Source organism: Deinococcus deserti VCD115 (genome assembly GCF_000020685.1).
Taxonomy (GTDB): Bacteria; Deinococcota; Deinococci; order Deinococcales; family Deinococcaceae; genus Deinococcus; species Deinococcus deserti.
The window spans coordinates 2051778-2076366 of the sequence record NC_012526.1 but is presented as its reverse complement, the minus strand read 5'-3'; the positions used below and the strand labels follow the sequence as shown (position 1 = coordinate 2076366).

At 64.1% G+C, this 24589-nt stretch carries 22 protein-coding genes; 9 read left to right on the top strand and 13 right to left on the bottom strand.

Annotation, left to right across the window (positions count from 1 at the left end; translation table 11 throughout):
- Positions 1–123: 123 nt before the first annotated feature.
- The gene (gene pgi, locus DEIDE_RS09815) at positions 124–1758 is read left to right on the top strand and encodes a glucose-6-phosphate isomerase (RefSeq protein WP_012693801.1); all 1635 of its coding nucleotides are present in this window, start codon (positions 124–126) and stop codon (positions 1756–1758) included.
- Between the two features lie 12 nt (positions 1759–1770).
- On the opposite strand, the gene DEIDE_RS09810 is transcribed toward pgi, so the two are convergent.
- Positions 1771–2586, bottom strand: coding sequence for a pyruvate, water dikinase regulatory protein (locus DEIDE_RS09810; RefSeq protein WP_012693800.1), 816 nt, complete (start codon positions 2584–2586; stop codon positions 1771–1773).
- A gap of 129 nt (positions 2587–2715) precedes the next feature.
- Here DEIDE_RS09810 and ppsA point away from each other — a divergent pair, with 129 nt between their 5' ends.
- Entirely contained in the window at positions 2716–5109 is a 2394-nt protein-coding gene (ppsA, locus tag DEIDE_RS09805) for a pyruvate, water dikinase (RefSeq protein WP_012693799.1), read from the top strand.
- 362 nt (positions 5110–5471) lie between these two features.
- On the opposite strand, the gene DEIDE_RS09800 is transcribed toward ppsA, so the two are convergent.
- From DEIDE_RS09800 to pyrF, 3 genes are all read right to left on the bottom strand, one after another.
- Complete coding sequence (locus DEIDE_RS09800) at positions 5472–6161, bottom strand: HAD family hydrolase (RefSeq protein ID WP_012693798.1); 690 nt, start codon at positions 6159–6161, stop codon at positions 5472–5474.
- Positions 6162–6379: 218 nt separating this feature from the next.
- Positions 6380–7576, bottom strand: coding sequence for a branched-chain amino acid ABC transporter substrate-binding protein (locus DEIDE_RS09795; RefSeq protein ID WP_012693797.1), 1197 nt, complete (start codon positions 7574–7576; stop codon positions 6380–6382).
- A gap of 98 nt (positions 7577–7674) precedes the next feature.
- Positions 7675–8481 carry an orotidine-5'-phosphate decarboxylase gene (pyrF, locus tag DEIDE_RS09790; RefSeq protein WP_012693796.1) on the bottom strand — a complete coding sequence of 269 codons (807 nt, stop codon included), beginning with the start codon at positions 8479–8481 and terminating at the stop codon, positions 7675–7677.
- Between the two features lie 443 nt (positions 8482–8924).
- On the opposite strand from pyrF, the gene DEIDE_RS09780 reads away from it, so the two are divergent.
- Complete coding sequence (locus DEIDE_RS09780; RefSeq protein ID WP_012693795.1) at positions 8925–9779, top strand: DUF1028 domain-containing protein; 855 nt, start codon at positions 8925–8927, stop codon at positions 9777–9779.
- A gap of 83 nt (positions 9780–9862) precedes the next feature.
- A complete protein-coding gene (locus tag DEIDE_RS09775; protein WP_012693794.1) occupies positions 9863–10330 on the top strand; it encodes an Rrf2 family transcriptional regulator in 468 nt (155 codons plus the stop codon).
- A gap of 116 nt (positions 10331–10446) precedes the next feature.
- Here DEIDE_RS09775 and DEIDE_RS09770 read toward each other — a convergent pair whose 3' ends face one another.
- The gene (locus DEIDE_RS09770) at positions 10447–11118 is read right to left on the bottom strand and encodes a hypothetical protein (RefSeq protein ID WP_012693793.1); all 672 of its coding nucleotides are present in this window, start codon (positions 11116–11118) and stop codon (positions 10447–10449) included.
- Between the two features lie 114 nt (positions 11119–11232).
- Here DEIDE_RS09770 and DEIDE_RS09765 point away from each other — a divergent pair, with 114 nt between their 5' ends.
- The 3 genes from DEIDE_RS09765 (at position 11233) to DEIDE_RS09755 (ending at position 14679) form a co-directional block, all read left to right on the top strand.
- Entirely contained in the window at positions 11233–12408 is a 1176-nt protein-coding gene (locus DEIDE_RS09765; RefSeq protein ID WP_242402900.1) for an N-acetylmuramoyl-L-alanine amidase family protein, read from the top strand.
- A 115-nt stretch (positions 12409–12523) separates the two neighbouring features.
- Entirely contained in the window at positions 12524–14029 is a 1506-nt protein-coding gene (gene malQ, locus DEIDE_RS09760) for a 4-alpha-glucanotransferase (protein ID WP_012693791.1), read from the top strand.
- Positions 14030–14106: 77 nt separating this feature from the next.
- Entirely contained in the window at positions 14107–14679 is a 573-nt protein-coding gene (locus DEIDE_RS09755; protein WP_012693790.1) for a cob(I)yrinic acid a,c-diamide adenosyltransferase, read from the top strand.
- 79 nt (positions 14680–14758) lie between these two features.
- On the opposite strand, the gene DEIDE_RS09750 is transcribed toward DEIDE_RS09755, so the two are convergent.
- Genes DEIDE_RS09750 through DEIDE_RS09735 form a run of 4 tightly spaced genes read right to left on the bottom strand, consistent with a single transcriptional unit; the run spans position 14759 to position 17629 of the window.
- On the bottom strand, positions 14759–15607 hold the full coding sequence (locus DEIDE_RS09750; RefSeq protein ID WP_012693789.1) for an ion transporter: 849 nt from the start codon (positions 15605–15607) through the stop codon (positions 14759–14761).
- Positions 15604–16773 carry a glutathionylspermidine synthase family protein gene (locus tag DEIDE_RS09745; RefSeq protein WP_012693788.1) on the bottom strand — a complete coding sequence of 390 codons (1170 nt, stop codon included), beginning with the start codon at positions 16771–16773 and terminating at the stop codon, positions 15604–15606. The genes DEIDE_RS09750 and DEIDE_RS09745 overlap by 4 nt, the downstream gene beginning before the upstream one ends.
- The gene (locus DEIDE_RS09740; RefSeq protein WP_012693787.1) at positions 16773–17186 is read right to left on the bottom strand and encodes a hypothetical protein; all 414 of its coding nucleotides are present in this window, start codon (positions 17184–17186) and stop codon (positions 16773–16775) included. The genes DEIDE_RS09745 and DEIDE_RS09740 overlap by 1 nt, the downstream gene beginning before the upstream one ends.
- Positions 17183–17629 carry an aminotransferase-like domain-containing protein gene (locus DEIDE_RS09735; RefSeq protein WP_162485439.1) on the bottom strand — a complete coding sequence of 149 codons (447 nt, stop codon included), beginning with the start codon at positions 17627–17629 and terminating at the stop codon, positions 17183–17185. Before DEIDE_RS09735 ends, DEIDE_RS09740 begins: the two co-directional genes overlap by 4 nt.
- Positions 17630–18010: 381 nt before the next feature.
- Here DEIDE_RS09735 and DEIDE_RS09725 point away from each other — a divergent pair, with 381 nt between their 5' ends.
- Together DEIDE_RS09725 and DEIDE_RS09720 are read left to right on the top strand one after the other, a co-directional pair.
- The gene (locus tag DEIDE_RS09725; protein ID WP_012693785.1) at positions 18011–19252 is read left to right on the top strand and encodes an aspartate aminotransferase family protein; all 1242 of its coding nucleotides are present in this window, start codon (positions 18011–18013) and stop codon (positions 19250–19252) included.
- Positions 19253–19408: 156 nt separating this feature from the next.
- Positions 19409–21106, top strand: a complete 1698-nt coding sequence (locus DEIDE_RS09720) for a VanW family protein (protein ID WP_012693784.1) — start codon at positions 19409–19411, stop codon at positions 21104–21106.
- 172 nt (positions 21107–21278) lie between these two features.
- Here DEIDE_RS09720 and DEIDE_RS09715 read toward each other — a convergent pair whose 3' ends face one another.
- The 4 genes from DEIDE_RS09715 to DEIDE_RS09700 all read right to left on the bottom strand — a co-directional run bounded on the left by DEIDE_RS09715 (position 21279) and on the right by DEIDE_RS09700 (position 24262).
- Positions 21279–21635: a hypothetical protein gene (locus DEIDE_RS09715; RefSeq protein ID WP_242402899.1), complete on the bottom strand. Its 357-nt coding sequence runs from the start codon at positions 21633–21635 to the stop codon at positions 21279–21281.
- A 44-nt stretch (positions 21636–21679) separates the two neighbouring features.
- On the bottom strand, positions 21680–21982 hold the full coding sequence (locus DEIDE_RS09710; protein ID WP_012693782.1) for an antibiotic biosynthesis monooxygenase family protein: 303 nt from the start codon (positions 21980–21982) through the stop codon (positions 21680–21682).
- A gap of 25 nt (positions 21983–22007) precedes the next feature.
- The gene (locus DEIDE_RS09705) at positions 22008–22496 is read right to left on the bottom strand and encodes a hypothetical protein (RefSeq protein ID WP_041227207.1); all 489 of its coding nucleotides are present in this window, start codon (positions 22494–22496) and stop codon (positions 22008–22010) included.
- 221 nt (positions 22497–22717) lie between these two features.
- Positions 22718–24262, bottom strand: a complete 1545-nt coding sequence (locus DEIDE_RS09700; protein ID WP_012693781.1) for a 2-isopropylmalate synthase — start codon at positions 24260–24262, stop codon at positions 22718–22720.
- Between the last annotated feature and the right edge of the window lie 327 nt (positions 24263–24589).

Genomic DNA, 24589 nt, shown 5'->3' with positions numbered 1-24589 from the left:
AGCTGAGAAGTGAAAAGCGTCTGCGCGCAGCACACTGAAAAACCACGGGCCCGAACATGCGGGCCGCTTAGCGTTTTACACATGCAGCGGCGCAATGGTGAACATGGACCCTATTCTCGGCACATGAGCGCCGCACTGACCGAGACGCCGGCTTGGCAGGCCCTGCAAGCCCATTTCGAAACCCTCCACAGCGTGCATCTGCGTGACCTGTTCGCCGCTGATCCCGGCCGCGGCGAGCGCCTGACCGCTGAAGGTGCGGGCCTGTACCTGGATTACAGCAAGCACCGCGTGACCGATGAAACCCTGGATCTGCTCGTGGCCCTGGCGCACGCCCGGGGTCTGCCGGAGCGGCGTGACGCGATGTTCGGCGGAGAGAAGATCAACGTGACCGAGGGCCGTGCTGTACTGCACACCGCCCTGCGCGCGCCACGTGGCTCGGACGTTCTGGTGGATGGTCGCAACGTGGTGCCTGATGTGCATGAGGTGCTGGAGCGAATGGCAGCGTTTGCGCAGCAGGTACGCAGCGGCAGCTGGCTCGGGCACACCGGCAAGCCCATCCGCGCCATCGTAAATATCGGCATCGGTGGCAGTGACCTGGGCCCGGTCATGGCGTATGAGGCGCTGCGGCACTATGCGCAGCGCGAACTGACCGTGCGCTTCGTCTCGAACGTGGACGGCACGGACCTGGTCGAGAAGACCCGTGACCTGACGGCGGAAGAAACATTGTTTATCGTGTCCAGCAAGACCTTTACCACCCAGGAGACCATGGCCAATGCGCAGAGCGCCCGCGCGTGGCTGCTCTCCGCCCTGGGCGACGAGGCCGCGGTGGCCCGGCATTTCGTGGCCGTGTCCACCAACGCCGAGGCCGTGCAGAAGTTCGGGATCGACACGGCCAACATGTTCGAATTCTGGGACTGGGTGGGCGGGCGTTATTCGATGGACAGCGCCATCGGCCTGAGCCTGATGCTGGCCATCGGTCCGGACGGGTTCCGCGAACTGCTCTCGGGCTTTCACGACATGGACGAACACTTCCGCACCGCGCCGCTGGAGGCCAACCTGCCGGTGCTGATGGGCCTGCTGGGCGTCTGGTACAACAACTTCTTTGGGGCTGAGACCCTGGCCGTGCTGCCCTATGACCAGTACCTGGCCTATTTCCCGGCTTACCTGCAACAGCTGGACATGGAAAGCAACGGCAAGCACGTGACGCTGGACGGTCAGGAGGTCACCTACCAGACCGGACCGGTGGTCTGGGGCCAGCCGGGCACCAACGGCCAGCACGCCTTCTATCAGCTGATTCATCAGGGCACCAAGCTGATCCCCTGCGATTTCATCGCCTTTGCCCAGACCCTCAACCCCCTGCCCCTCCCCGGCGGCGCACCCCATCACGATCTGCTGATGGCCAACGTGTTCGCCCAGACCGAGGCTCTGGCCTTCGGCAAGACGCTGGAGGAAGTGCTGGCCGAAGGGGTGGACGCCGCGCTTGCCCCGCACCGCGTCTTCGACGGCAACCGGCCTACCAGCACCCTGCTCGTCGACCGGCTGACCCCACGCACGCTGGGCGCATTGATCGCGCTGTACGAGCACAAAGTCTTTGTGCAGGGCGTGATCTGGGACGTGAATTCCTTCGATCAGTGGGGGGTGGAACTCGGCAAGGTGCTGGCCAGGCGGATCGTGAAGGAGCTTGGGGCCGATGAGCCCGAGCTGAGTCACGACAGCAGCACCAACGCGCTGATCCGGCGCTACCGCGAGCGGCGCTGACCGCAGTAGCGATTACCCCCGCCGCAGCGAGTTGAGAATCCCGGCTGCGATTTCCTCGACGCTGGCGCTGGTGGTGTCGCGTATCGGCAGGCCGTGGCGCTGGAAGAGGCGCTCGGCACGCCGGACCTCGAACTCGCACTGTTCCAGGCTGGCGTAGCGGCTGCCGGGCTTGCGCTGGGTGCGGATGGCGTGCAGCCGCCGGGGCTCGATGGTCAGGCCATGCAGTTTGCTGTGGTGTCTGACCAGCGGAGCTGGGAGACCTTCACGTTCGAAGTCGTCCTCGGCCAGCGGGTAGTTGCTGGCCCGCACGCCATGCTGCAAAGCCAGAAACAGGCTGGTAGGTGTCTTGCCCGCCCGTGAGACGCCCACCAGGATCACGTCTGACAGGTCGTACTGGCGCTCTCCGATGCCATCGTCGGTCGCCAGTGCAAAATCCAGCGCTTCCATGCGGCCCAGGTACTCGCTGGAGTCGTGCATGTCGTGATGTCCGCCGATGTGCCGCGCCGGCGGCTGTCCGAACTCCTGCTCCAGCACGTCCAGACCTGGGGTCAAGAGGTCAAAGACCTGCGCGGAGGCGCTTTGCAGTTCCTGCAGCACCTCCGGCCGGGTAATGGTTGTAAAGACCAGCGGCCGCTCGCCGCGTCCGGCCAGATCGCGCACCTCCTGAGCTACGTCGCGCGCGGCCTGAACATCCGCTGTAAATGGGCGGCGCACATATCGCAGAGGATGACCGGGAAAGTGGGCCAGCAGCGCGCGCGCGATGTTTTCGGCGGTCAGGCCGGTGTGGTCGGACACGATCAGGACGGTGCGGGCGGCCGGTACGGTCATGCTTCAGGGTGACATGTTCAGAGGGGCTTAAGTCAGGTGGGTGGAACTGTCAGGTACACTACACGGGCCTCAAGACACTAACTCCCCTGGCCAGTACGGGGGGAAATCCCACAAGTACGGAGAAAACGCATGGACATGATTCGCCCGTTTGAAACACTAAGGATGACCGACGTGGAGATTGTTGGTGGCAAGAACGCCAGCATCGGGGAAATGATTCAGGGTCTGGCCAATGCCGGCGTGCGTGTACCCGGAGGCTTTGCGACCACAGCCGACGCCTTCCGCCTGTTCTTGCAGGAAAACCAGATCGAGGAAAAGATCAACGCCCGGCTGTCTGCGCTGGACGTGAATGATGTCAACGCCCTGGTCGCTGCTGGCCGGGAGATCCGTGGATGGGTGGAGCAGGCTAGCCTGCCTGCCCCGCTGGAGCAGGCCATCCGTGAGGCTTACGCCGGCCTCAGCGTGGGTGGGGTGGAGCCTGACGTGGCCGTGCGTTCCAGCGCGACTGCCGAAGATTTGCCCGAGGCGAGTTTCGCCGGGCAGCAGGAAACCTTCCTGAACGTCCGCGGCATCGAGCAGGTGCTGCATCACGTGCGCCTGGTGTTTGCCAGCCTGTACAACGACCGCGCCATTTCTTACCGCGTGCACCACGGCTTTGCGCACGCTGACGTGGCGTTGTCGGCCGGCGTGCAGCGCATGGTCCGCACCGATCTGGCGGTCTCGGGTGTGGCCTTCACGCTGGACACCGAAAGTGGCTTCCGGGACGCGGTGTTCGTGACCTCGTCCTACGGTCTGGGCGAAATGGTCGTGCAGGGCGCCGTGAACCCCGACGAGTTCTTCGTGTACAAGCCGGCGCTGCAGGCCGGCCACCGCGCGGTGCTGCGGCGCACCCTGGGCAGCAAGCAGAAGAAGATGATCTACGCCGAGGGACAGGGCGTGCAGGTCGTGGATGTCGATCAAGCGCAGCAGAGCGCCTTTTCCCTGACCGACGAGGACCTGACCGAACTCGCCCGCCAGTGCGTCACCATCGAGAACCACTATGGCCGCCCGATGGATATCGAATGGGGCAAGGATGGCCGCGACGGTCAGATCTACATCCTGCAGGCCCGTCCTGAAACCGTGCAGAGCCGCGCCGGGCGCACCCTGGAACGCTTCGAGCTGACCGGCCAGGGCGAGATCCTGATCGAGGGCCGCGCAGTGGGCAACCGCATCGGGGCCGGGGTGGTGCGGGTCGTAACCGACATCTCCCAGATGGACAGCGTGCAGGACGGTGACATTCTGGTGGCGGACATGACCGATCCCGACTGGGAACCCGTCATGAAACGCGCCAGCGCCATCGTGACCAACCGTGGGGGCCGCACCTGCCACGCCGCGATCATCGCGCGGGAACTGGGCATTCCGGCTGTCGTGGGGTCGGGCACCGCCACCCGTGAACTCAAAAGCGGGCAGGAAGTCACGGTCAGCTGCGCGGAGGGCGATACCGGCTACGTGTACGCGGGCCGCCTGGACTTCCACGTCAACCGCGTGGAACTCGATGCCATGCCCGAAGTCGGCATGAAGATCATGATGAACGTGGCCTCGCCCGACCGGGCGTTTTCTTTTGCTGCACTGCCCAACGAGGGCGTGGGCCTGGCGCGCGTGGAGTTCGTGATTTCGAACGTGATCGGCATTCACCCGCGCGCCCTGCTGGACTACCCAAACGTGCCCGAGGACGTCAAGGCCCAGATCGAGAAGAAAACAGCCGGGTACGCTTCCCCCCGTGATTTCTTCCGCGAGAAGCTGGCCGAGGGGGTGGCTAGTATTGCTGCGGCCTTTGCGCCCAAGCCTGTCATCGTGCGCCTCAGCGACTTCAAGAGCAACGAATACGCGCATCTGATCGGCGGACCGGCCTACGAACCCATGGAAGAAAACCCCATGATCGGCTTCCGTGGAGCCAGCCGCTACCGCAGCGCCGACTTTGCTGCCGCGTTCGCGCTGGAATGCGAGGCCATCAGGGCCGTGCGCGACGAGATGGGCCTGACCAACGTTCAGGTCATGATTCCCTTCGTGCGTACGGTCGCCGAGGCAGCCCAGATCATCGAGATCCTGGCCCGCAACGGTCTGAAACGCGGCGACGGTGCAGTTGATGGAGATGGGGGCCTGAAGATCATCATGATGTGCGAGATTCCCAGCAACGCCATTCTGGCCGACCAGTTCCTGGAGCACTTCGACGGCTTTTCCATCGGCAGCAACGACCTGACGCAGCTGACCCTGGCGCTGGACCGCGACTCCGGGCTGGTCGCCGACCTGTTCGACGAGCAGAACGAGGCCGTGCTGATCCTGATGGCTCAGGCGATTGCGGCTGCCAAACGTGCAGGCAAATACGTTGGCATCTGCGGTCAGGGCCCCAGCGACCACCCCGCGCTGGCAGGGTGGCTGATGGAGCAGGGCATCGATTCGGTGAGCCTCAACCCCGACTCGGTGCTGACCACCTGGCTGCACCTGGCCGGTGAGGGTGCCGAGGAACGGGCCACCGCTACAGCCTGATCTCACAGAACCATCCAGGCACGTGCGCCTGAATCCAGAGTTGAGCCGCGCCGCATGAACAATGCTGGCGCGGCTCGACTCCCGGTTGGACATTGACACGCCTGACCAGGACGAGCAGCGGGGAAGCGTCTACGACGGGCATTCAAAGGTGTGCGAAGTGGAGCGCTCCTCTCCTGACATGTCCTCCAGATGCCTCTAGGTGGACAGAGTTTCTTCTGCCCTGCCAGATCGGCGCCCGGTGGAGTCGAAGACATCCTGCTGGAACAAGCCCAGCGCTCCCCTGAGCGGATAGCCGAAGGTACGCCCCCACACTTCCCGCATGCCGCGGCAGATCTTGCCCTTGTGGTATCCGCGCTTCGCTATCAGACAATCAGGGCCCCGGCCGCATTGAGGTGCCTGACCTGAGGAACAGCAGGACCGGGTGCGGGCCGGTTATGTCGGTTGACCCATACTGCTCGCAGACCGGCCCGGCGGGCACCTTCGACATCGTTCTCCCAGGAGTCACCGATCATGACAGCCTCAGCCGGGACGACACCCAGGGCGGTGCAGGCTGCGTGATACGCGCGGATATCCGGCTTGGGTGCCGGCATGTCCTCGATACACAGGGTCACGTCAATCAGTTTGTCCAGGCCGAAGTGGATCAGCTTCTCCTGCTGGACTTCACGCACATAGTTGGTCAGGACTGCTGTGCGCAGGCCCCGCGACCGGAGCCCGCTCAGCAGGTCCACAGCACCGTCAAGCAGGGTCCAGGCTGCCCGGTAAGCCGTGCGGTAGGTTCGCGTGGCAGCTTCGCCGTCCGGGTTGGGCACCCCCAGGTCGGTCAGCAGACGCGTCATGCGCAGGAGGCGGGCGCCGTGGGCATCGACCTCGCCGCGGAACAGGAGTGGATCAATCGCACGGATGTGCTCGGCGTGCCTGGCAAAGAGACGTTCGGAGGTCCAGTGCTGCACGCCGTGCTCGGCTGCCAGCGCTGCAAGACCCGCGTGGGTGCAGGCCGTGTCATCGAACAGGGTGTCGTCCAGGTCAAGAATCACGGCGCGTAGGGGGTGCACGCCCGAGTCTATCCGGAGCTCTGCAGCCGGCAGCTGAAAACGCGCTGGACCTTATAGGTGTCAGCAATCTCCCATTCAGCCGGCCGAAAGTACCCGATTGGCTGTAGGCATGAGCCCTGGCGCTCCTGTGCCCGGCCGCGCATTTCAGGCTGTAAGGGCAGGAAGCAATAGAAAAAGCGCCCCGGCAATTGGGGCGCTTTTTCGGTGAATTGGAAGAATCAGCGGAGACTTTCGGCGGTCACGGTCTGAACCTTGGCCACCTGTCCCTGCAGCACGTTATCCAGTTTCATGATGAAGACGCGTGAACGCTGGCGCTCGCCGGTGTTGTCGAAGCCCACTGCGCCCGACACAATGCTGCACTTGGTGGCCGAACCCTCGAAGCAGGCCGGGAAGCTGACGCGGCGTACAGCCGAGGAGACCTGCATGCGGCTGGGCAGCGCGCCACCTTTGGTCAGGCTGCTCTTGATGGCTTCGAGCATGACGTTCATGGCGTCGTACGCGTAGACCGAGACACCGTTGGGTTTGGACTTGTAGGCAGCCTGGTAGCGCTGGGTAAAGGCCGGGGCGCCGGAGAACACAGTCACAGGGCCAAAGCCGGTACTGAAGACCACACCGGCGGCGTCGATCCCGCTGCGCTGAATGAAGCTGGGGGAGTCCAGACCGTCACCGCCCATGAACAGGGACTTGATGCCAGCCGCGCGGATAGCCTTGAGCAGCTTGGAACCCACGTCGTCGGTGCCGCCGAAGTACACCACGTCCGGGTCGAGGGTCTTGATCCGCTTGACGGCTCCAGCGATCTGCTCGTCGTCAGAGGCGCCCACGTAGCCGGCCAGCGCGATGTTCTGGCGCTTGAGGTTGGTCTGCAGCACCTTGGACAGGCCGTTGCCGTAAGCGGTGTTGTCCGACACCACAAACACCGTCTTGGCGCCGACTTCGCTCTGCAGGTACTGGGCGGCGGCGACGGCCTGGGCGCTGTCAGGCGCGACCACACGGCTGAAGTTCTTCCATTTGTTCTCGGTCAGGGTGTCGTTGGTGCTGGCAGGAGAGATCACAGCCAGGTTGGAGGCGACCAGGGCCTGGGCCAGGGTGTTGGTCACGCTGGAGTTCAGGGCACCGACCACACCCAGAACGGCGCGGTCTGCTGCCAGGGTTTTGCCGATCTGGGTGCCCTGAGTAGCAGAGGCCTGGTCATCCATGGGCATAAACACCAGATCATGACCAAGCGTTTTGAAGGCGCGGATCTGCTCCTGCACCGCAAGCTCTGCGCCGCGGCGGACCTCGGTGCCAATAGGCGCGAGACTGCCAGACAGTGGGCTGACCGAGGCTACCTTGATGGTTGCAGCTCCAGCAGAGCCCAGCAGAAGCGGAAACAGAACTACAGCGCCAATGGCGCGCACACATCTTTCTTTGTACATGAGGCACTGTACCCAGCGGAATCTGGCACGGACCTGACTGGCTGGTCAACAAGTGTGAAAGACCTCACATTAAGTCTGTGTGATGTTTAGAGACAAATTTATTGCTTCAGGGCAGCGTTCAGCTCATCGCGGAAACTGCGTGCGGCAGCAGCGCTGGCCTGCACATCCAGGCCCTGGGCATATTGCACGCCGCGACTCGCGCTGGCCAGGGCGCCTGTGCCGCCAGGATCAAAGGCGCCGCTCAGGTCTGAGGCGCGTGCGCCCTGAGCCCCCAGACCCGGCAGCAACAGCAGGGCGCGCGGCATCAGGGCCCGGAAGGCGGCCAGGTCACCCGGATGGGTGGCCCCGACCACTGCACCCACACTGGGGTACTCGCTTTGAGGTTCCGCAGCATTCAGGCGCCTGACCTCGTCGGCCACCCGCTCGCTGATGCCGCTGCCCTGCAGGTCGGCCTGCCCGGGATTGCTGGTCTTGACCAGCACGAACACAGCGCCCCCGTTCGCGCGGGCGGTGTCCACGAAAGGAGTCAGGGTTTCAAAGCCCAGGAAGGGATTGACAGTCAGCGCCGAGCCCCCGTGCTGCCCACTCAGCCAGCCCTGCGCATAGGCCTGGGCCGTACTGCCGATGTCCCCACGCTTACCATCGAGCAGCACCGGCAGACCAAGGGTGCGCGCTGCGGCGCAGACCTCTTCGAGCAGTTTCATGCCCTCCAGGCCCAGAGCTTCATAAAAGGCCAGCTGCGGTTTGATACAGGCTGCGTATGGCGCGGTGGCCTCCAGAACGTCCAGGGTATGCCCGCGCAGATGAGCTGCGTCCCGGTAGGCGTCCAGGCGGGGGTCAAGCCCCACACACAGGCGGGTCTGGAGGCGGCGGGTGCGGTCCGTGACGGCATGCGCGAAGGTCATCCTGGGGAGGCTAACACGGCCTGCACTGTTCTTATGGACCGGAGCCTGTTCTCTGGAACTCGCCATTTGCTTCAAATTCATCTGCATGAAGTGGACGCAGCTTAGGGAGGGGCCTTGCCTGAGGTGAAGGGTGACGCGGTTGTCCTGCGGCATGGCAGGCACAGCCACAAGCACAAAACCATCCAGGTTGTTCTGTTCGTGACCCTTTGCAGCAGTAAAAATTTAGAGCAAGCCGGGTGGACCGTTCAGCATGTTCGTGTCCTTCGATACGTCCAGAAGGTGCCCGGGATGCGGCGGTACATCTTGCAGGCGGCCACCCTGCACATCACGGAGCAGTCACATCCTCCTGCCTGGAGAACCTCTTGCACGCACACAGCCTCGTTCCACCGGGCTGCTCTCAACGAGGGCTGCTTTTCAGGCCGCTTTTGCCTTACGCTCCGGGTATGACTTTCTCCATTGTGGGCCGTGATCCGAAGACTGGCGACCTGGGTGTGGCGGTGGCCAGCAAGTTCCTGGCTGTGGGAGCCCTGGTGCCGTTTGTTCGTGGCGGCGTCGGTGCTGTTGCCACCCAGAGCTATGTCAACCCCAATTTCGGTCCGGATGGACTGGCGCTGCTGTCCGGGGGGCTCTCGCCCGAGGAAGTCAGCGCACGGTTTCAGGCCGAGGACGCGGGCATCGTGCAGCGGCAGTTCGGGCTGGTGGGCGCCGACGGCCGCAGCGCGACCTTCACGGGCCAGGGCTGCCACGCCTGGGCCGGCGGTATCGCAGAGCCGGACGTGGCCATTCAGGGCAATATCCTGACCGGTCCCGAGGTGGTCCAGGCCATGCACCGCGCCTGGCAGGACGCGGCCGGAATGCCTCTGCCGCGCCGACTGTTCGCTGCGCTACAGGCTGGCGATCAGGCGGGCGGAGACCGGCGGGGCCGGCAGTCGGCGGCGCTGCTGTGTGCGGGCCCAGGACGCGGTTACGGCGGGCTGACCGACGACTGGGTCAACCTGCGTGCTGACGATCACCCCGATCCCTGTGCCGAACTCGCGCGCCTGCTGGACGTGCATGACCTGCTGTTCGGTCGTCCTGAAACGGCCAGACGTCCCGACGAGGCTGAGTTGAGCTGGCTGCGTGGGCTGCTGGTGAGGCAGGGCTACGCGCAGAGCCTGCCTCAGGGAGAGTGGGACGAGGCCACCGAGACTGCCGCCTGGGCGCTGTACGGCACAGAGAACCTGGAAGAGCGCTGGGTGCCGGGTGGCCAGTTTGACCCGGTCGCCGTTGCGTATCTGCGCGAGCGCTACCCCGAGTAACGCCCCAGGTCAGACTTAAGGGAGGCGCCCGGCTGGGAACTGGAGCATGTCGAGGGCGGCCTGGACACGCTAGACTGCCGCACATGCGGCTCTCAGCGACCGATGTCTATGCCTTTCAGGCTCTGGGGTTCCTGGGCACCCAGGCTGAGGGCCACTGGATCTCCAGCGAGGAGATCAGTGACGCGACCGGTGTGCACCGCCCCTATCTGGTGCGTATCCTGGCTGCTCTGACGGCCAAAGGCGTCGTAAAAAGCAAAAAAGGCATTGGTGGGGGTTATGCGCTGGCACGCAAGCCCCAGCTGATCAGCCTGTGTGAGGTTGTGCGCGCCATCGACGGACCGGTGGCGCCGCTCTCATGTATCAGCCTGAACTGGCACGAGCCGTGCGTGGAGGAAGACCGCTGCCACGCACGCGCCAGTATCTACCGGCGAATGCGCGACGCCATGCTGGGTGTATTGCAGGAATTCAGTGTGGCCGATCTGGTGGTGGATGCCCGTCAGGGCGTGAGCTATGGCCACTGTCTGCATCACCTGCTCAAGCCCAACGCGTAGGAAAGGTGTACGCATAGAGGCCGCTGGCAGAGTGTCTGCCGGCGGCCTCCTTTTGCTTTTCAGCCGAAGCTGCTTTACCCCATCAGAACAGTGTTATCAGATACCACACACCACTCTTACTTCAAGTAAGGCCGGAAACGCGCGAGCGTGGCGTTGTCTGGGCTGGCAGCACGGAGCAGCCGGCTGCCGGCAAACACCAGCACCAGTCGTTCACCGGCACCCGCAGTGGCCTGCACGGAACCTTGCGTCACGCTGGCTGGGCCCGTCAGCAGCACCTGCATGGTGGACGGATCAAAGATCATGCCTGAAGCGCTGAGCGCCGGGCTCTTGGCCTTCAGGCCACCGCCAGCGGTCACAAAGCCGGATTTGACATACAGCGCCATGCTGGGGGCGCTCAGGCCATTAAAGCGTGAGTCACGGTAGGTGGCGCCTCCGGAGGCGACGACCGTGCCGCCCTTCAGGTCGTAAACGACCTGAGCAGCGTGCAGGGTGCCGCCCTGCCGGGTGGTAAGGGTCGCGTCCTGGGCGCTCAGCGTCTGGCCGGGGCGGATCTGCATCCGGGCAGCGGTGAGCTTCATGCCGCTTCTGGCGTCGGTGGCGGTCCCACCTTGTGGCAGATCGGTGGCACCCGTCTCCAGGTTGAGATTCTGGGCGCCGCGAGGAGTGACGTTCAGGCCGCCGAAATTGACAGCCTGCGCGGCCGGTCCCACAGCAGACAGGCCCAGGAGACTCAGGGCGGTCAGCGCGGCCAGCAGAGGGGTGCGGCGGGGCAGGGGAGGAGTGCTCATGTTCTGCACCCTAACGGGAGGGTCACTGAGCGGCGTGAGGGTGCCAGTCAGCTTCGGTTCAGGCGACGGGTTTTTCATCCTGCTGTCCAGGGCTGGAGAGTACACTTCTGGCCAGTGAACGCGTCTTTTGAGTCCTGCATCCGGTTTCCGGTGTCCCGAATGCTGCTGTGCACGCTGCTGACAGGCGCCCTGCTTGTGCCCGGCGCCCAGGCTGCGCCGCGTGTCGGTTCACACGATGGCTTCACGCGGGTCGTCTTTGACCTGCCTGCCAGCGCCAAGTCCAGCGTGAAAGTCCAGGGACAGAGCATCACGGTGCAGCTGAATGTCTCTCTTAAAGCCGAGCAGGGGCCGCTGAATGCCTCGGGCGTCACGGCCTACGCCGTGGCGGGCAAGACCGTGACGGTGACCCTAGCCAGGGGGCACACTCAGGCCAAAGCCTCGGTGTTGCCGGCAAGCGGGAGCCAGAACGCCCGTCTGGTGATTGATGTGCCCACCAGCGCCGCCGCGTCCAAAGTACCGGCCACGCCGAATTCCCAGGGCACGCGCACGCCGGTTGCCGTGGCCAGGCCTGCGAGCACAGCGCCCGCGCCTGCTGCAAAGCCAGCTGTGCGCCCCCGCGTGGTGCTGGACGCCGGACATGGGGGCAAGGACCCTGGCGCGCAAAGTCCATGGACCTCGGAAGAGGAGGTGACTCTGGACATCGCCCTGCGAACGCGCGCCGAACTGGTGAAGCATGGCGTGGACGTCGTGATGGTCCGTGAATCCGACCGTCACCTGAGTGTCAACAAGTCCCAGGATCTCGAAGCCCGCTCACGCCTGGCCAAGAACGGCACGGTCAGTGCCTTTGTCAGCATTCACGTCAATGCAGCGGGTCCCGGCGCGCAGGGCATCGAAACCTTCTACTTCGGTCAGCCGATGGCCGGGCGCAACCGCAGCCTCGCGGTTCAGGAGAACGGGGGAGGCACGGTGGGGGAGGCCCTGACCCGGCAGGCGTCCACCAGCGCCCAGAACATGTTGGGGGACATCCTGGCCCAGGCAAAGATTGCCTTCAGCCGCGATCTGGCCCACAAGGTGCAGTCCCGCCTGATCGCGGCGACGGGCGCCGTGAACCGTGGCGTGCAGACCGACGCTTTCTATGTGATCAGCAACCCCACCACGCCCGCCATCCTGGTGGAAGTGGGCTTTGGCAGCAGCCCGGTCGAGGGCCCCAAACTGGCGCAGGCAGCCTACCGCGAACGTATCTCACAGGCCCTGGCACGGGCCATCCTGGACTTTCTGAATACCAAGTAAGGGCTGGACCCGGCGCGTATGAAGGCCTGGTGTACTATCCTGTGCGCCAACTGGAATCACTTCCAAAATAGGGTGACGTCAAAGGTTGCCCGCTCTCATCCCGGAGGCCTCTCTTATGACCATTCCACGCTCGAGCGGCGTCCTGCTGCACCCTACCAGCCTTCCTGGCCCCTACGGCATCGGGGAACTGGGTACACAGGCCCGGCATTTCATTGACTGGCTGGCTGCTGCCGGCCAGCACTACTGGCAGGTCATGCCGCTGGGCCCCACCGGGTATGGCGACAGCCCCTATCAGGCCTTCAGCGCCTTCGCCGGCAACCCCTATCTGATTGATCTGACTACCCTCCGCGAGGAGGGTCTGCTGGGTGACGCGGACTTCGCGGCGCTGCCTGCCTTCAACCCGGACAAGGTGGATTTCGGGCTGCAGTATGTCTGGCGCAATCAGATGCTGGAGCGGGCCCACGCCGCGTTTCTTGGGGGGAAAGCCAGTCACCTGCGCGCTGAGCTTGAGGCATTCATCCAGGCGGAGGCCAGCTGGCTGGATGACTACGCCCTGTTCACCGCCCTCAAGGACGCTCACGGGGGCCTGCCCTGGAATGCCTGGCCGTCGGCTGTGCGTGACCGCCAGCCGGAAGCCCTGGCTACGGCCCGTGCCAGCCTGAGCGAGTCTCTGGAGCGCGTGCGCTTCATTCAGTTCCTGTTCTTCCGCCAGTGGACCGCCATCCGTGAATATGCACGGGGCAAGGGCATTCAGGTGATCGGCGATATTCCGATTTTCGTGGCCATGGACAGCAGTGACGCCTGGGCCAACCGCGAGCAGTTCTACTTTGACGACCAGGGCCAGCCCACCGTGGTTGCCGGTGTGCCGCCAGACTATTTCAGCGAGACCGGGCAGCTGTGGGGCAACCCGCTGTACAACTGGGACGCTATGCGCCAGAGCGGTTATCAGTGGTGGATTGACCGGTTCCAGGGCAGCCTGAAGCTGTACGACGTGATCCGCATCGACCACTTCAGGGGCTTTGCCGGATACTGGGAGATTCCCTTCCCGGCGGAAACGGCCGTGCATGGCCGCTGGGTGCCGGCCCCCGGGCACGAGATGTTTGCCGCCGTGCGCGGGGCACTGGGCAACCTTCCTATCATTGCCGAGGACCTGGGCGTGATCACGCCGGACGTGGAACAACTGCGTGACGATTTCGAGTTCCCTGGTATGGCCGTGCTGCAGTTCGCTTTTGGCGGCGGAGACTTCAGCGTCAACGATTTCCTGCCGCACAACCTTCGCGAGAATCAGGTGGTGTACACCGGCACGCACGACAACGACACCACCCGGGGCTGGTGGCGTCATGCCGACGACCAGGAAAAGCATAATTTCCGCACCTACACCAGCAGCAATCCGACCGAGGAAAGCTTCGCCTGGGAGTTGATGCGTCTGGCTTTTGAAAGCCGCGCGAATCTGGCGGTTGTGCCCCTGCAAGACATCATGAATCTGGGGACCGAGGCGCGCATGAACCTGCCGGGCACCACGGGAGAGCACAACTGGACCTGGCGGTACCGGGGTCCGGACCTGCGCCCTGATCTGGCCCAGAGGCTGCGCGAACTGACCGACCGGACCGGCCGGCTCTAACGCGAGGCCGGTCACAGGGCAAAGGGACGCGGAATCAATCCGCGTCCCTTTGCCCTGTGACCCACTACCCTGAAGCCATGAAGCTTTACACCAAGACCGGAGACGGCGGCCAGACTGGCCTGTATGGCGCGGACCGTGTGAGCAAGGCGCATATCCGCGTGGAAGCCTACGGCACGGTGGATGAACTCAACAGCGCCATCGGTCTGGCGCGCGCCCACAATGGCCGCAGCCATCAGCCGCATGCAGCCCTGGACGCAGATCTGGAGTACCTGCAAAACGCTCTGTTCGATGTGGGCGCCGACCTTGCCACCCGCACCGGCACCCCTTACGAGAAGAACCTCAGCCGTATCGACGCGCAGGACGTGGCCTTTATCGAGGCGATGATCGACCGGTATGCGGACGGCGCGCCCCCCATCCGTAATTTCGTCCATCCCAGCGGCACCTTGACCGCCTCTGCACTGCACCTTGCGCGGGCAGTGGCCAGACGGGCTGAACGTGAGGTTATCCGGCTGCTGCACGAAGAAGAGGCCAACGAGCAGGTGCAGATCTACCTGAACCGGGTTTCGGACCTGCTGTTTGCCATGGCGCGCGCCGCCAACCATGCGGCCGGACTTCAGGAAGAGCAGTGGGCGGTGAAAGGCCGGCGCTGAAGCGCTGGAGCATAACAGCACCGTCCCAAGGAAGCCGCGCAGGGTTCAGGGGCGGCGCTGTGTGATCTGCCTCCGGGCCTCAGGGCAGGCGCTCACCGCAATGAGGGCAGAAGTGGCCGCGGGTTTCCCGCGTGGCTTCTTCCCGGATCGCTTCTTCCTCCATGCGCAGGCGCGAGAGTTCCTCGGCAAAGCCGCTGGCGATCATGCCGGCCGGCAGCGCGACCATCCCCACCCCGAACAGCATGATCATGCCAGCCGCAGCTTTGCCCAGGGGAGTCATCGGATACACGTCGCCGTACCCTGTGGTGGTCAGCGTGACGACAGACCACCACAGCGCCTGCGGGATGCTCTCAAATCCCTTGGTACCGGCACTCGACTCCACCTGATACAGCAGGCTGGCTGCAATAAACACCAGCACCACCACGATCAGTACCGTCGTGAACAGCTCACCGGCCCGGCGCCGCACCACCCGGCCGATCAGCTGGAGCGAGTCCGAATAGCGTCCGAGCTTCAGCAGCGAAAGCAGCTTGAGCAGCCGCAGTCCACGCAGGCTGGCCAGGGCAGCGCTGCCCGGCAGCAGCAGTGACGCAATAACCAGCAGATCAATCAGGGGCAGCGGCGTCAGGGCGTAGCGCAGCATGCCCCGCCAGCCATCCTCATAGCCGGGGCGCAGAGGCGTCACATAGAGGCGGGCCGCGTATTCCAGTCCAAATACGAAGGCGCAGCTCAGGTCGAAAGCTCGAATCGAGGGGCCATACACTTCGTATACCCCAGGGACCGTGCTCAGGATGGTCACGGTGACGTTCGACACGATCAGAAGGGCGAGCAGCGCATTGAACAGACGCTCGCCCGCACTCATGCCGTCATTCGGATCCAGAAAGGCGTACAGCCGGAGGCGGAATGGAATCTGCAGCGGGGGAGTGCTCATGCTCCCGGCTCCATGACGATGTGAGGCGCGAAGGTGGCGCGGTTGTCTGTCACGCGTCCCCGGCCTTCCCGCAGGCCCAGTCCGCAGACCTCGTCACCGGCCACCCACACGCCCAGGACCGGGTAACGCGGACCATCGGAGGCCTGAAACACTGGAAGCTCGGTGTAGGCCTGCTCGACCATGGGCAGGTCGGCGTAGTCACCGGGCGTGGTGGTTTCGCCCGGCAGCGTCACGTTCTGGCCCTCGCGCGAAAACAGGGGTTTGCGTACCACCTGTGGCCCTAAGGCCCCAGGAATGAGGCTGGCAGGCAGGATCAGGTCATGGCCCGGATGAAGTTCGTGCAGCAGCGCCAGCAGCCCCTTGCTGCCTGTCACGGCCTTCCAGAGAGGCTCCAGAAAACGTGTTTGTGTGGTTGCCAGATGCGCGGCGTCCCGGCCTTCCCACGCAAACTCGAACGGCCACAGCCACATCAGGGTGTGGATCGGCAGACTCCAGGTGTCCAGCAGCCAGGGATCCTCCGGGCGGGTGCCGATCTCCTCGGCCAGCAGGAACGATCCGGAAACGCCCTGTGTCTGCGCGAGGTCTCTGAGGTAGGTCACGGTCGCAATGTCCTCGTCACTGCGCGCGGCACTGAAGTGCGCCTGGGTGATGCCGCGGGCTTCTCGCAGGTGCGTCCACTGTTCCAGCAGACCTTCATGGATGGTGTTCCACTGGGTGGTGCCGGACGGGAGCTGAGCGGCCTCCAGGCGGTCTTCGAGCCATTGCCACTGGCACACCGAGGCTTCAAGCAGGCTGGTGGGCGTCTGGGCATTGACCTCCAGCAGCTTCGCGCGGCCCCGGCCGTCGTATGCCAGATCCAGGCGCATGTACAGCGTCGGGTCATCGCGGTCCCACGAGTCACGTACCGCCGCGTGCAGGAAGGCCGGAATCCCGAGATCGCCCAGGCGGCCGTGTTCGATGGCGTGGCCGGTGGCGTCCAGTATCAGTCCGGTCAGCTCCTGAGCGTCGCGCTGCAACCCTGCAATCTGTTCTGGCGTAAAGGCGTAGGCAACGTCCTCACCCCAGTACGGCACCGGATGTTCGGGGGTGGGGGCGTACCAGGTAAAGCCGACCTGCTTGAGCCGCGCTTCCCATTCGGGGCGGGGGGGGAAGGACAGACGCTGCATCAGCCGCCTCCGCTCAGCATGCCTGAGGTGCCGCCCCGCGCGCTGGAGGTCAGGCCGCCCCGGCTGACGGGCGCCTTGAAGCTGCCATAGGTACCCTTCTTGCTGTCATAGGTCAGTCCGCGCGGGGAAATTCCGCCTGAGGACGTGTAGCCCACGAAGCGGGTGCCGCTGCCGGTGTAATAGAGGAAGGGCCCGTAGTACTTCTTTTTCTTGTAGAGGTCCAGATCGTCGTCTTCCTCGGCACAGGGGTTTTCCAGGCCCTGCTCGATATAGGCCTGGTTGGCGACCATGCACTGCTGGTAACTGGCATACTCCACCCGGTTGTAACGGCTCAGGTCATCGTCGTCACCACCGCAGGCGACCAGAAGAGCTGGCAGGGCCGAGAGCAGGGGAAGATGGAAACTCTTTCTCATGCCTGCTCATACGGGGCGGAGCAGCCAGGAGTTGCATGCAACGTCCGGGCAATCTCCTGGCCTCCGGCGCGGGCCTGCGCTGCCGTCAGACCGGCATACCCCAGCAGCAGGGCCTGCGGCTCCTGACCGGCGAAGGTATAGGAAGCCAGCGGAGAGATAAAGACCCCACGGGCAGCCAGCCGCCGGGTAAGTTCGCCTGCGTTCAGCTTGGGAGCCAGATGCAGGCAGACGTGCAGCCCGGCCTCGATGCCACCCAGATGCGCCAGCGGTGCCAGATCCGTGAGGTCCCGGGTCAGGGCTGCGCGCACCTGGGCGTGCCACCGCCGGGTGCGGCGCACGTGCCGGTCCACCTCGCCGCGCATGAGCAGATGGGTCAGGGCACGCTGTACGGGCAGCGGATGCCCGCCGTCGAGCAGCAGGCGCGCACGGACCAATGCTGGCATCAGCGCAGAAGAGGCGAGCAGAAAGCCAGTTCGCACCGCTGGGGTCACAGCCGGGTGCGGTGACGGTGACAGCCCTAGGATCCATGCCGGTGCTTGGAATTTTTGGCAGCGGGATTGCCTGCTGTATTACGGTCTGCTTGCACGGGTCCCGCCGACGTAGGTGGTGGCTGTCACTTACCTGCTGCCTGTCTGGGGCTTGTTCTGGGGCGCGGTGGCCGGCGAGACTGTTGGCCTGCTGCCGCTGCTGGGCGTGGCGGTGGTGCTGTCAGGACTGCTGGTGCTGAACCTGCCGCGCCGCGCTGCTGGCACACAGCAAGGCAGCTCCTTATGGGAGAGGCGGCAGCGTCCTACACTGGGCGCAAGGCAGAGGAGGAAACAAACATGACGCAGAGCAAATGGCTGGATGCCGAACTGAAGTACGACAGCGGGGTGTTCAACAAGCATCAGGTGGTCATTACCCGCGGACAGGGCGCCGTGGTGTGGGACGATCAGGGCCGCGCCTATATCGACTGCATGGTCGGGGCCGGCGTGGGCAACGTGGGGCACAGCCACCCGGACGTGGTGCGCGCCGTGCAGGAGCAGGCCGGCCGACTGATGGTGCTGGCCCAGACCCTGCCCAACGACCGCCGCGCCGAATTTCTGACGGAACTGGTCAGCGTCCTGCCCCAGGGCCTGGAGCGGGTGTTCCTGTGCAACAGCGGCACCGAGGCCATGGAAGCCGCCAAGAAGTTTGCCATTACCGGCACGGGCCGTCAGCGATTTGTAGCGTTCAAGCGTGGCTTTGCCGGACGCAGTCTGGGCGCGCTGGCCTTTACCTGGGAGCCGAAGTACCGTGAGCCCTTCGGCGAGGCAGTGGACAACCGTCATGTGGACTTCATCACCTACGGAAACCTGGACGAACTGCGGGCCGCCGTGACCGACGAGACGGCCGCCGTCATCCTGGAAGTCGTGCAGGGTGAAGGCGGAGTGCGCCCGGCCAGCCTGGAGTTCGTGCAGGAGGCCCGCAGGATTACCAGTGAACGCGGCGCCCTGCTGATTATCGACGAGATCCAGACCGGCTTTGGCCGCACCGGCAAGATGTTCGGCTGCGAGAACTACGGCGTGATTCCGGACGGCATCACGCTGGCCAAGGCCATGGCGGGCGGCGTGCCTGTGGGGGCCTTCGCGATGACCGCTGCCGTGGCTGACCGCATGCCTGCCGGCGGGCACGGTTCGACCTTTGGCGGCAACCCACTGGCCATGGCAGCTGGCGTGGCGGTTCTGCGGGCCATGAAGCGCGAGGGCATGGCCGAGCAGGCCCGTGAGAAGGGCGCATACTTCATGGAGAAGCTGCGTGCCATCGGTTCGCCGAAGGTCCGTGAGGTGCGCGGCCTGGGCCTGATGATCGGGGTTGAGCTTAAGGAAAAGAGTGCTCCCTACATCACCGCGCTGGAGCACGACGAAGGCGTGCTGACGCTGCCGGCCACGCCGCTGGTGGTGCGTTTCCTGCCGCCGCTGACCATCAGCCGCGAGCAGATCGATCAGGTGGTGGCCTCGTTTGCGCGGGTGCTGGAAAACGTCAACCCACGTGCTGACCGTCAGGCGGAACTGGCGACCCGGCAGGAGGGCCAGCCGACGCGCTGAACGCTGCTCAGGTGCGGGCGGCGCTGTCCCAGAGATCGACTGGGACAGCGCCGCCCGCAGTGGTCTGTGCTGCCCTCCTTCATGAAGCAGCTGCATGAGGGCTGACTGTGCCAAACCTTCAAATGGAGCCCTTCTAAATTCCCTACGCTGTAGCCGATGAAGTTCTGGGTGGCAGGAGTATCGGCTGTAGCGTTGCTGGGTAGTGCGCTGGCATTGGGTGCGGCTTCGCAGTCCACCGGAAAACTTGCGCCCGGTCTGCGTGTGGCGGGCGTTGATGTGGGTGGTCTGACCCGCGAGCAGGCCATCGCGGCACTGGGCACCCGGTCCATCACGCCGCCCGAGGTCATTGTCAGGGCCGAGAGCACCACCTGGACCGTGGGCGCTGACGTGCTGGGATGGCGGGCCGATGCTGAGACCAGTATCGCGGCAGCCGAAAAAATCACCGCAGAACGCGGAATGGTAGACCGGGTGCAGGATCTGCTGGGCCAGAGCAGCGTGCAGGAGCTTCCCCTGGTGGCACAGGTAGATCCGGTGCAGGCGGCTGCGGCCCTCAACCGCCTGACGGCCGGGATGAATGTACAGCCGCGCGATGCCAGCGTCGTGTTCGACAAGACCAGTCTGAAGTATGTGGTCAAGCCGGACCGTACAGGGATGCAGACTGATGTGGCCAGCGCCGTGAAGGCCTACGCGGCAACTCCCACGCTGACGGTGCTGAATATTCCGGTCCGCCGCTTGCCGGCCAGGATCGTATCGGCGGATCTGCGCCCCCACGTGGTGCAGGGCAATGCCCTCATGCGGCCCTTTACTGCACGGCTGGAAGGCACGGAGCGCAGCGGCGCCCTGACTGCGCTTCAGGTGGCCAATCTGTATTGGGTCCGGGAAAACGGCATTGTCCCGGACGACAAGGCCCTCAAGGCTGCTTTCGGTATCCTGACCGACCATGTGGATCAGCCTGCGAGCAATGCCCGCTATACCGCGAAAGGCAAGGAGTTCGTCAAGGTCAGGGAGCAGGCAGGGGTCGTGACAGACCGGCCTGTGTCCTACGCTGCGTTCCGCAAAGCTGTGCTTGATCCGGCGCAGGCGGACGTGGTGTTTGCCAGCAAAGTCAGCAAACCGACCCTGACCATAGCGGCGTTGCCCGATCCCAAGAAGCTGGAACTCATTACGGTGGGCCGCAGCACCTACTACGGCAGCAGTCCTGCGCGGCGGATCAACGTGGCCACAGCAGCGAACAAAATTCACGGTTCGGTGGTCGCCAAAGGCGAGACCTTCAGCTTTCTTGAAGCCCTGGGGAGTATTACTCCGGAAAACGGTTTTGTCGGTGGCCTGATCATCAGCGGAGGCCGCACGGTGGACGGCCTGGGCGGCGGGGTGTGTCAGGTCAGCACCACGGTCTTCCGGGCGCTCTATCAGGCCGGGCTCCCTGTGGTCGAGCGCAACCAGCATTCCTACCGTGTGGCGTACTACGAGCCGCAGATCGGTTTTGAGGCTGCCGTCTATGACCCTGGCGTCGATCTCAAGATGAAGAACGACACTGGCGGTCCCCTGTTGATCAAGGCCATCGACCACCCGAACAAGAGTGTGCTGACCGTGGAGGTGTGGGGGATCAAACAGACGCGCAAGGTCGTGGTCAGTCCCGCGACCATTCTGGCGCGCCTGCCCCATCCACCTGCTCAGTACGTCGTCAATCCGCGCATGCGTGCCGGCGCTGTGCGGCAGGTGGACTGGGCACAGGACGGCTACAACCTGTACATCACCCGCACCATCAAGGATGCAGGCACAGTGCGGACCGACCGGGTAACCACAAACTACCGGCCCTGGCGCGCAGTGTACGAGACCGGCCCCCGCGGCTGATCCGGTCAGGCTCCTGCGAAGGCTGCCTTGTTCCCATCGGGGAAAGAGGGTTGGATGCCAACGCACAGGTGGTCTGGGGTCATGGAACGGTGGTTTGGGGTCATGAACCGATGGCAGGTCGCTGTGACAGCAAACCGGACCCATCTTGCTGGGTCCGGTCTTCTTCTGAACTTCAGTTCTGAGGCTTGCGAATGGTTGCGAACAGCACGGCGAAAACCAGAACCATGACCAGATAGGAAATCAGCGAGGCTGCCGGATTGAAATTGGGGTTCAGGACGTCTCCGGCAAATTTGTAGATGGCGTACGGCACCGCCCAGCCCAACCCGAACATGGCCGCGCGCCGCGCGAAGTCACGTGTCATAGCCGCTTGAGGAAAAAACCGCATGGGAAGAATCATCGCCGGAATCAGCAGCAGCTGAGCGAGATAAAACCACACCGGGAGAGTGCCAAACCCGTACTGCAAGCCGGCAAATACGATATTAAGCGCGCCAATCACGATACCTGTGATCAGCGCAGTCCGTAACAACATAGAGTTCACGGGGCCATCTTTTCATGTGCTCGCCCTGAATAAGGTCAGGCAGGCACACCGGCAACCGCAACAAAGTGCTCCACTGCCGGAAAAGGGTCGTAGAAATGATGCATCAGTGCCCGCCACTGCTGATACTCGGTACTGCTGCGAAAGCCCATGGTGTGGGCTTCGAGCGTTTCCCACCAGACCAGCAGGGCGTAGCGGTGATCATCTTCCAGGCACTGCTGCAACTCGTGCCGGAGAGAGCCGGACATGCCCCGGATAATCTGCTGCGCTTCCCGGAACGCCGTCTCGAAAGCGGCTGTCTGTCCAGGCCTGATGGTCGGCCGGGCAATTTCCAGAATCATGGTGAGGACCTCCGGGGAACTGGATTCAGCGGGTAGATATTTCGAGCCTCGAATCCCTTTCCACGACGCGGAGCTGGTTGCCCCACAGGCTGAACAGGCTTGAATTCATGGTCCTCTCGGCCCGGCTGATCTCTGTATTCCTGCCCGAATACAGGCCAGCCTTGACCACCACCGACGCGTGCGTGACGTGACCCTTCCAGCGCAGGACTGACTGATGGTTGGTCTGCCTTTTAAGCTGAGCTGCGGTCATATCCCGAGTCGAAAAACTTCCCGGGCCGTAAAGAGACTGGAGCTCCGGCTTTTCGGTAGTAGGCCAGCAGTCTTTATGGTCGCAGCTGTAGGTCTGTGCAAACAGGACCCGGGGACCAGATATACCCACAACTTTGATCATGCGGCGCTCGGCATTTCTCTGATCACCGACGAGCTGCACGTTGATGGTCCTGAAAGTGGGTGAACATGAAATCAGAGCCATACCGCTGAAGAGAAGCGGCAGGCAGAGCCAGCGGGTCACCATACACTCTCCTTGAACGGCCCCGGGGCACAGGACCGTCCTGCACCCCGCACACGGGAGCGCAGACAGGAGCATAGTCGCCCGGTACCAGTTCAGGTGGCGAGTTTGTGGATCGCGCGGTAGATGGCTATGAAGCAGGTTCCATAGGGAGCGGAGCGAGGCTGCTGACCGAAATGTTCATGACCGGCAGAGCGTACCCCTGGGGCCGTCTCCGCTCCCGGAGTTCAGATGCTTGTGGCCGTGATGGTGCGTGCCTTGCCCATCCCCGCCACGATCTGGTTCATGACGCGAATCCAGGCGCGGGCGCTGGCTTCAACGATGTCGGTGGCAACTCCGGTGGAGTGCAGGGTGGTCTCGCCGTAACGTGCGCCGATGGCGACCTCTCCCAGTGCGTCGCCGCCTGAAGTCACCGCCTGAATCCGGTAGCTTTCGAGCGTAGGATTCAGGCCGGTGATCTTGCTGATGGCCTGGAACGCCGCCTCCACCGGACCGTCGCCGTGTGCGGTCGCGTCCACCGGGCCGTCAGGCGTGGACAGACGCACGAAAGCCACGGGGGTCATGTTCATCCCAGAGGTAATCTGGAAGCCCTCCAGCACGAAGGTCTGCGGCACGTCGGTGCGGCTCTCCACCAGGGCGCGCAGGTCGTCGGCGAAGATCTGGCCCTTGCGGTCGGCGAGGTCCTTGAAGCGTGCGAACAGGGACTTGACCCGCTCCTCGTCCACCTCGTAGCCCAGATCGGTCAGGGCCTTGCGGAAGGCCGCCCGGCCGGAGTGCTTGCCCATGACCAGCACCGCTGCCTCGCGGCCGACCAGTTCGGCGTTCATGATCTCGTAGGTCTCGCGGGCCTTGATAACGCCGTCCTGGTGAATGCCCGACTCGTGCGCAAAGGCGTTGTCGCCCACGATGGCCTTGTTGGGCTGCACCGGCATGCCACTCAGGCGGCTGACCATGCGGCTGGCACGGTACAGCTCACGTGTGCGCACCTCGGTTTCGAAGGGGTAGGCGTCGCGGCGGGTATGGAAGGCCATCACCAGTTCTTCCAGGCTGGCGTTGCCCGCGCGCTCGCCGATTCCGTTGATGGTGCACTCGATCTGACGGGCTCCGCCCTCGGCTGCGGCGATCGAGTTGGCCACCGCCAGCCCCAGGTCGTCGTGACAGTGCGCCGACAGGATCACGTGGGCAGGCAGTTCACCTTTCAGGAAGGCAAACAGTTCGCGCATTTCCTGAGGCGTGGTGTAGCCCACTGTGTCAGGCACGTTGATGGTGCTGGCGCCGGCCTCCACCGCCGCCTTGAAGATCCGGCTCAGGAACGCCCAGTCACTGCGGGTGGCGTCCTCGGCGCTGAACTCTACATCGTCCACAAACGAGCGGGCCAGACGAACCGCCTCGATGGCCCGCTCCACCACAGCGTCGGGTTCCAGATTGAGTTTCTTGGACATATGAATGGGGCTGGTGGCAATGAAGGTGTGAATCCGTGGCTTCTCGGCCAGTTCCACCGCCCGCGCCGCAGCCTCGATATCAGCCCGGTTGGCCCGCGCCAGCCCGGTAATGATCGGCCCGCGCACCTCACGCGCAATTCGCGAGACCCCCTCCAGGTCCCCTGGGCTGGCGATCGGAAAGCCGGCCTCGATCACGTCTACGCCCAGGCGGGCAAGCTGATGCGCGATTTCCAGCTTCTGGCTGTGGTCCAGGGCCACACCGGGCGACTGCTCGCCGTCGCGCAGGGTCGTGTCGAATATGCGGATGCGGGAGGATTCAGGCTGGGTCATGGCAGGGCACTCCTTGTCGGGGCACAACGGGTCAAGAGGTCGGCAAAGAAAAACCCCGGAGGGGTTCCTCCGGGGGGTGGCCAGGTCAACTTCGGCCGCTCACTCCACCGGAGGAACGCCAAGAAGAAGGCTGTACACGAACATGAGCCAACTGTACCTGCGCCGGGCGTGCAGAGCACCCAGGTTGTCTGCACGCCTTGGAGCAGCTGACGGGCTTTACCGTGTACTGAAGCGGGCACTGAGCAGACATATGAAGTTCGGTACGAGTGCTGAACTTCAGAAAACTGTTATGGCGTGCGCTTTAGGCTTAGCCCCAGATACCAGCCA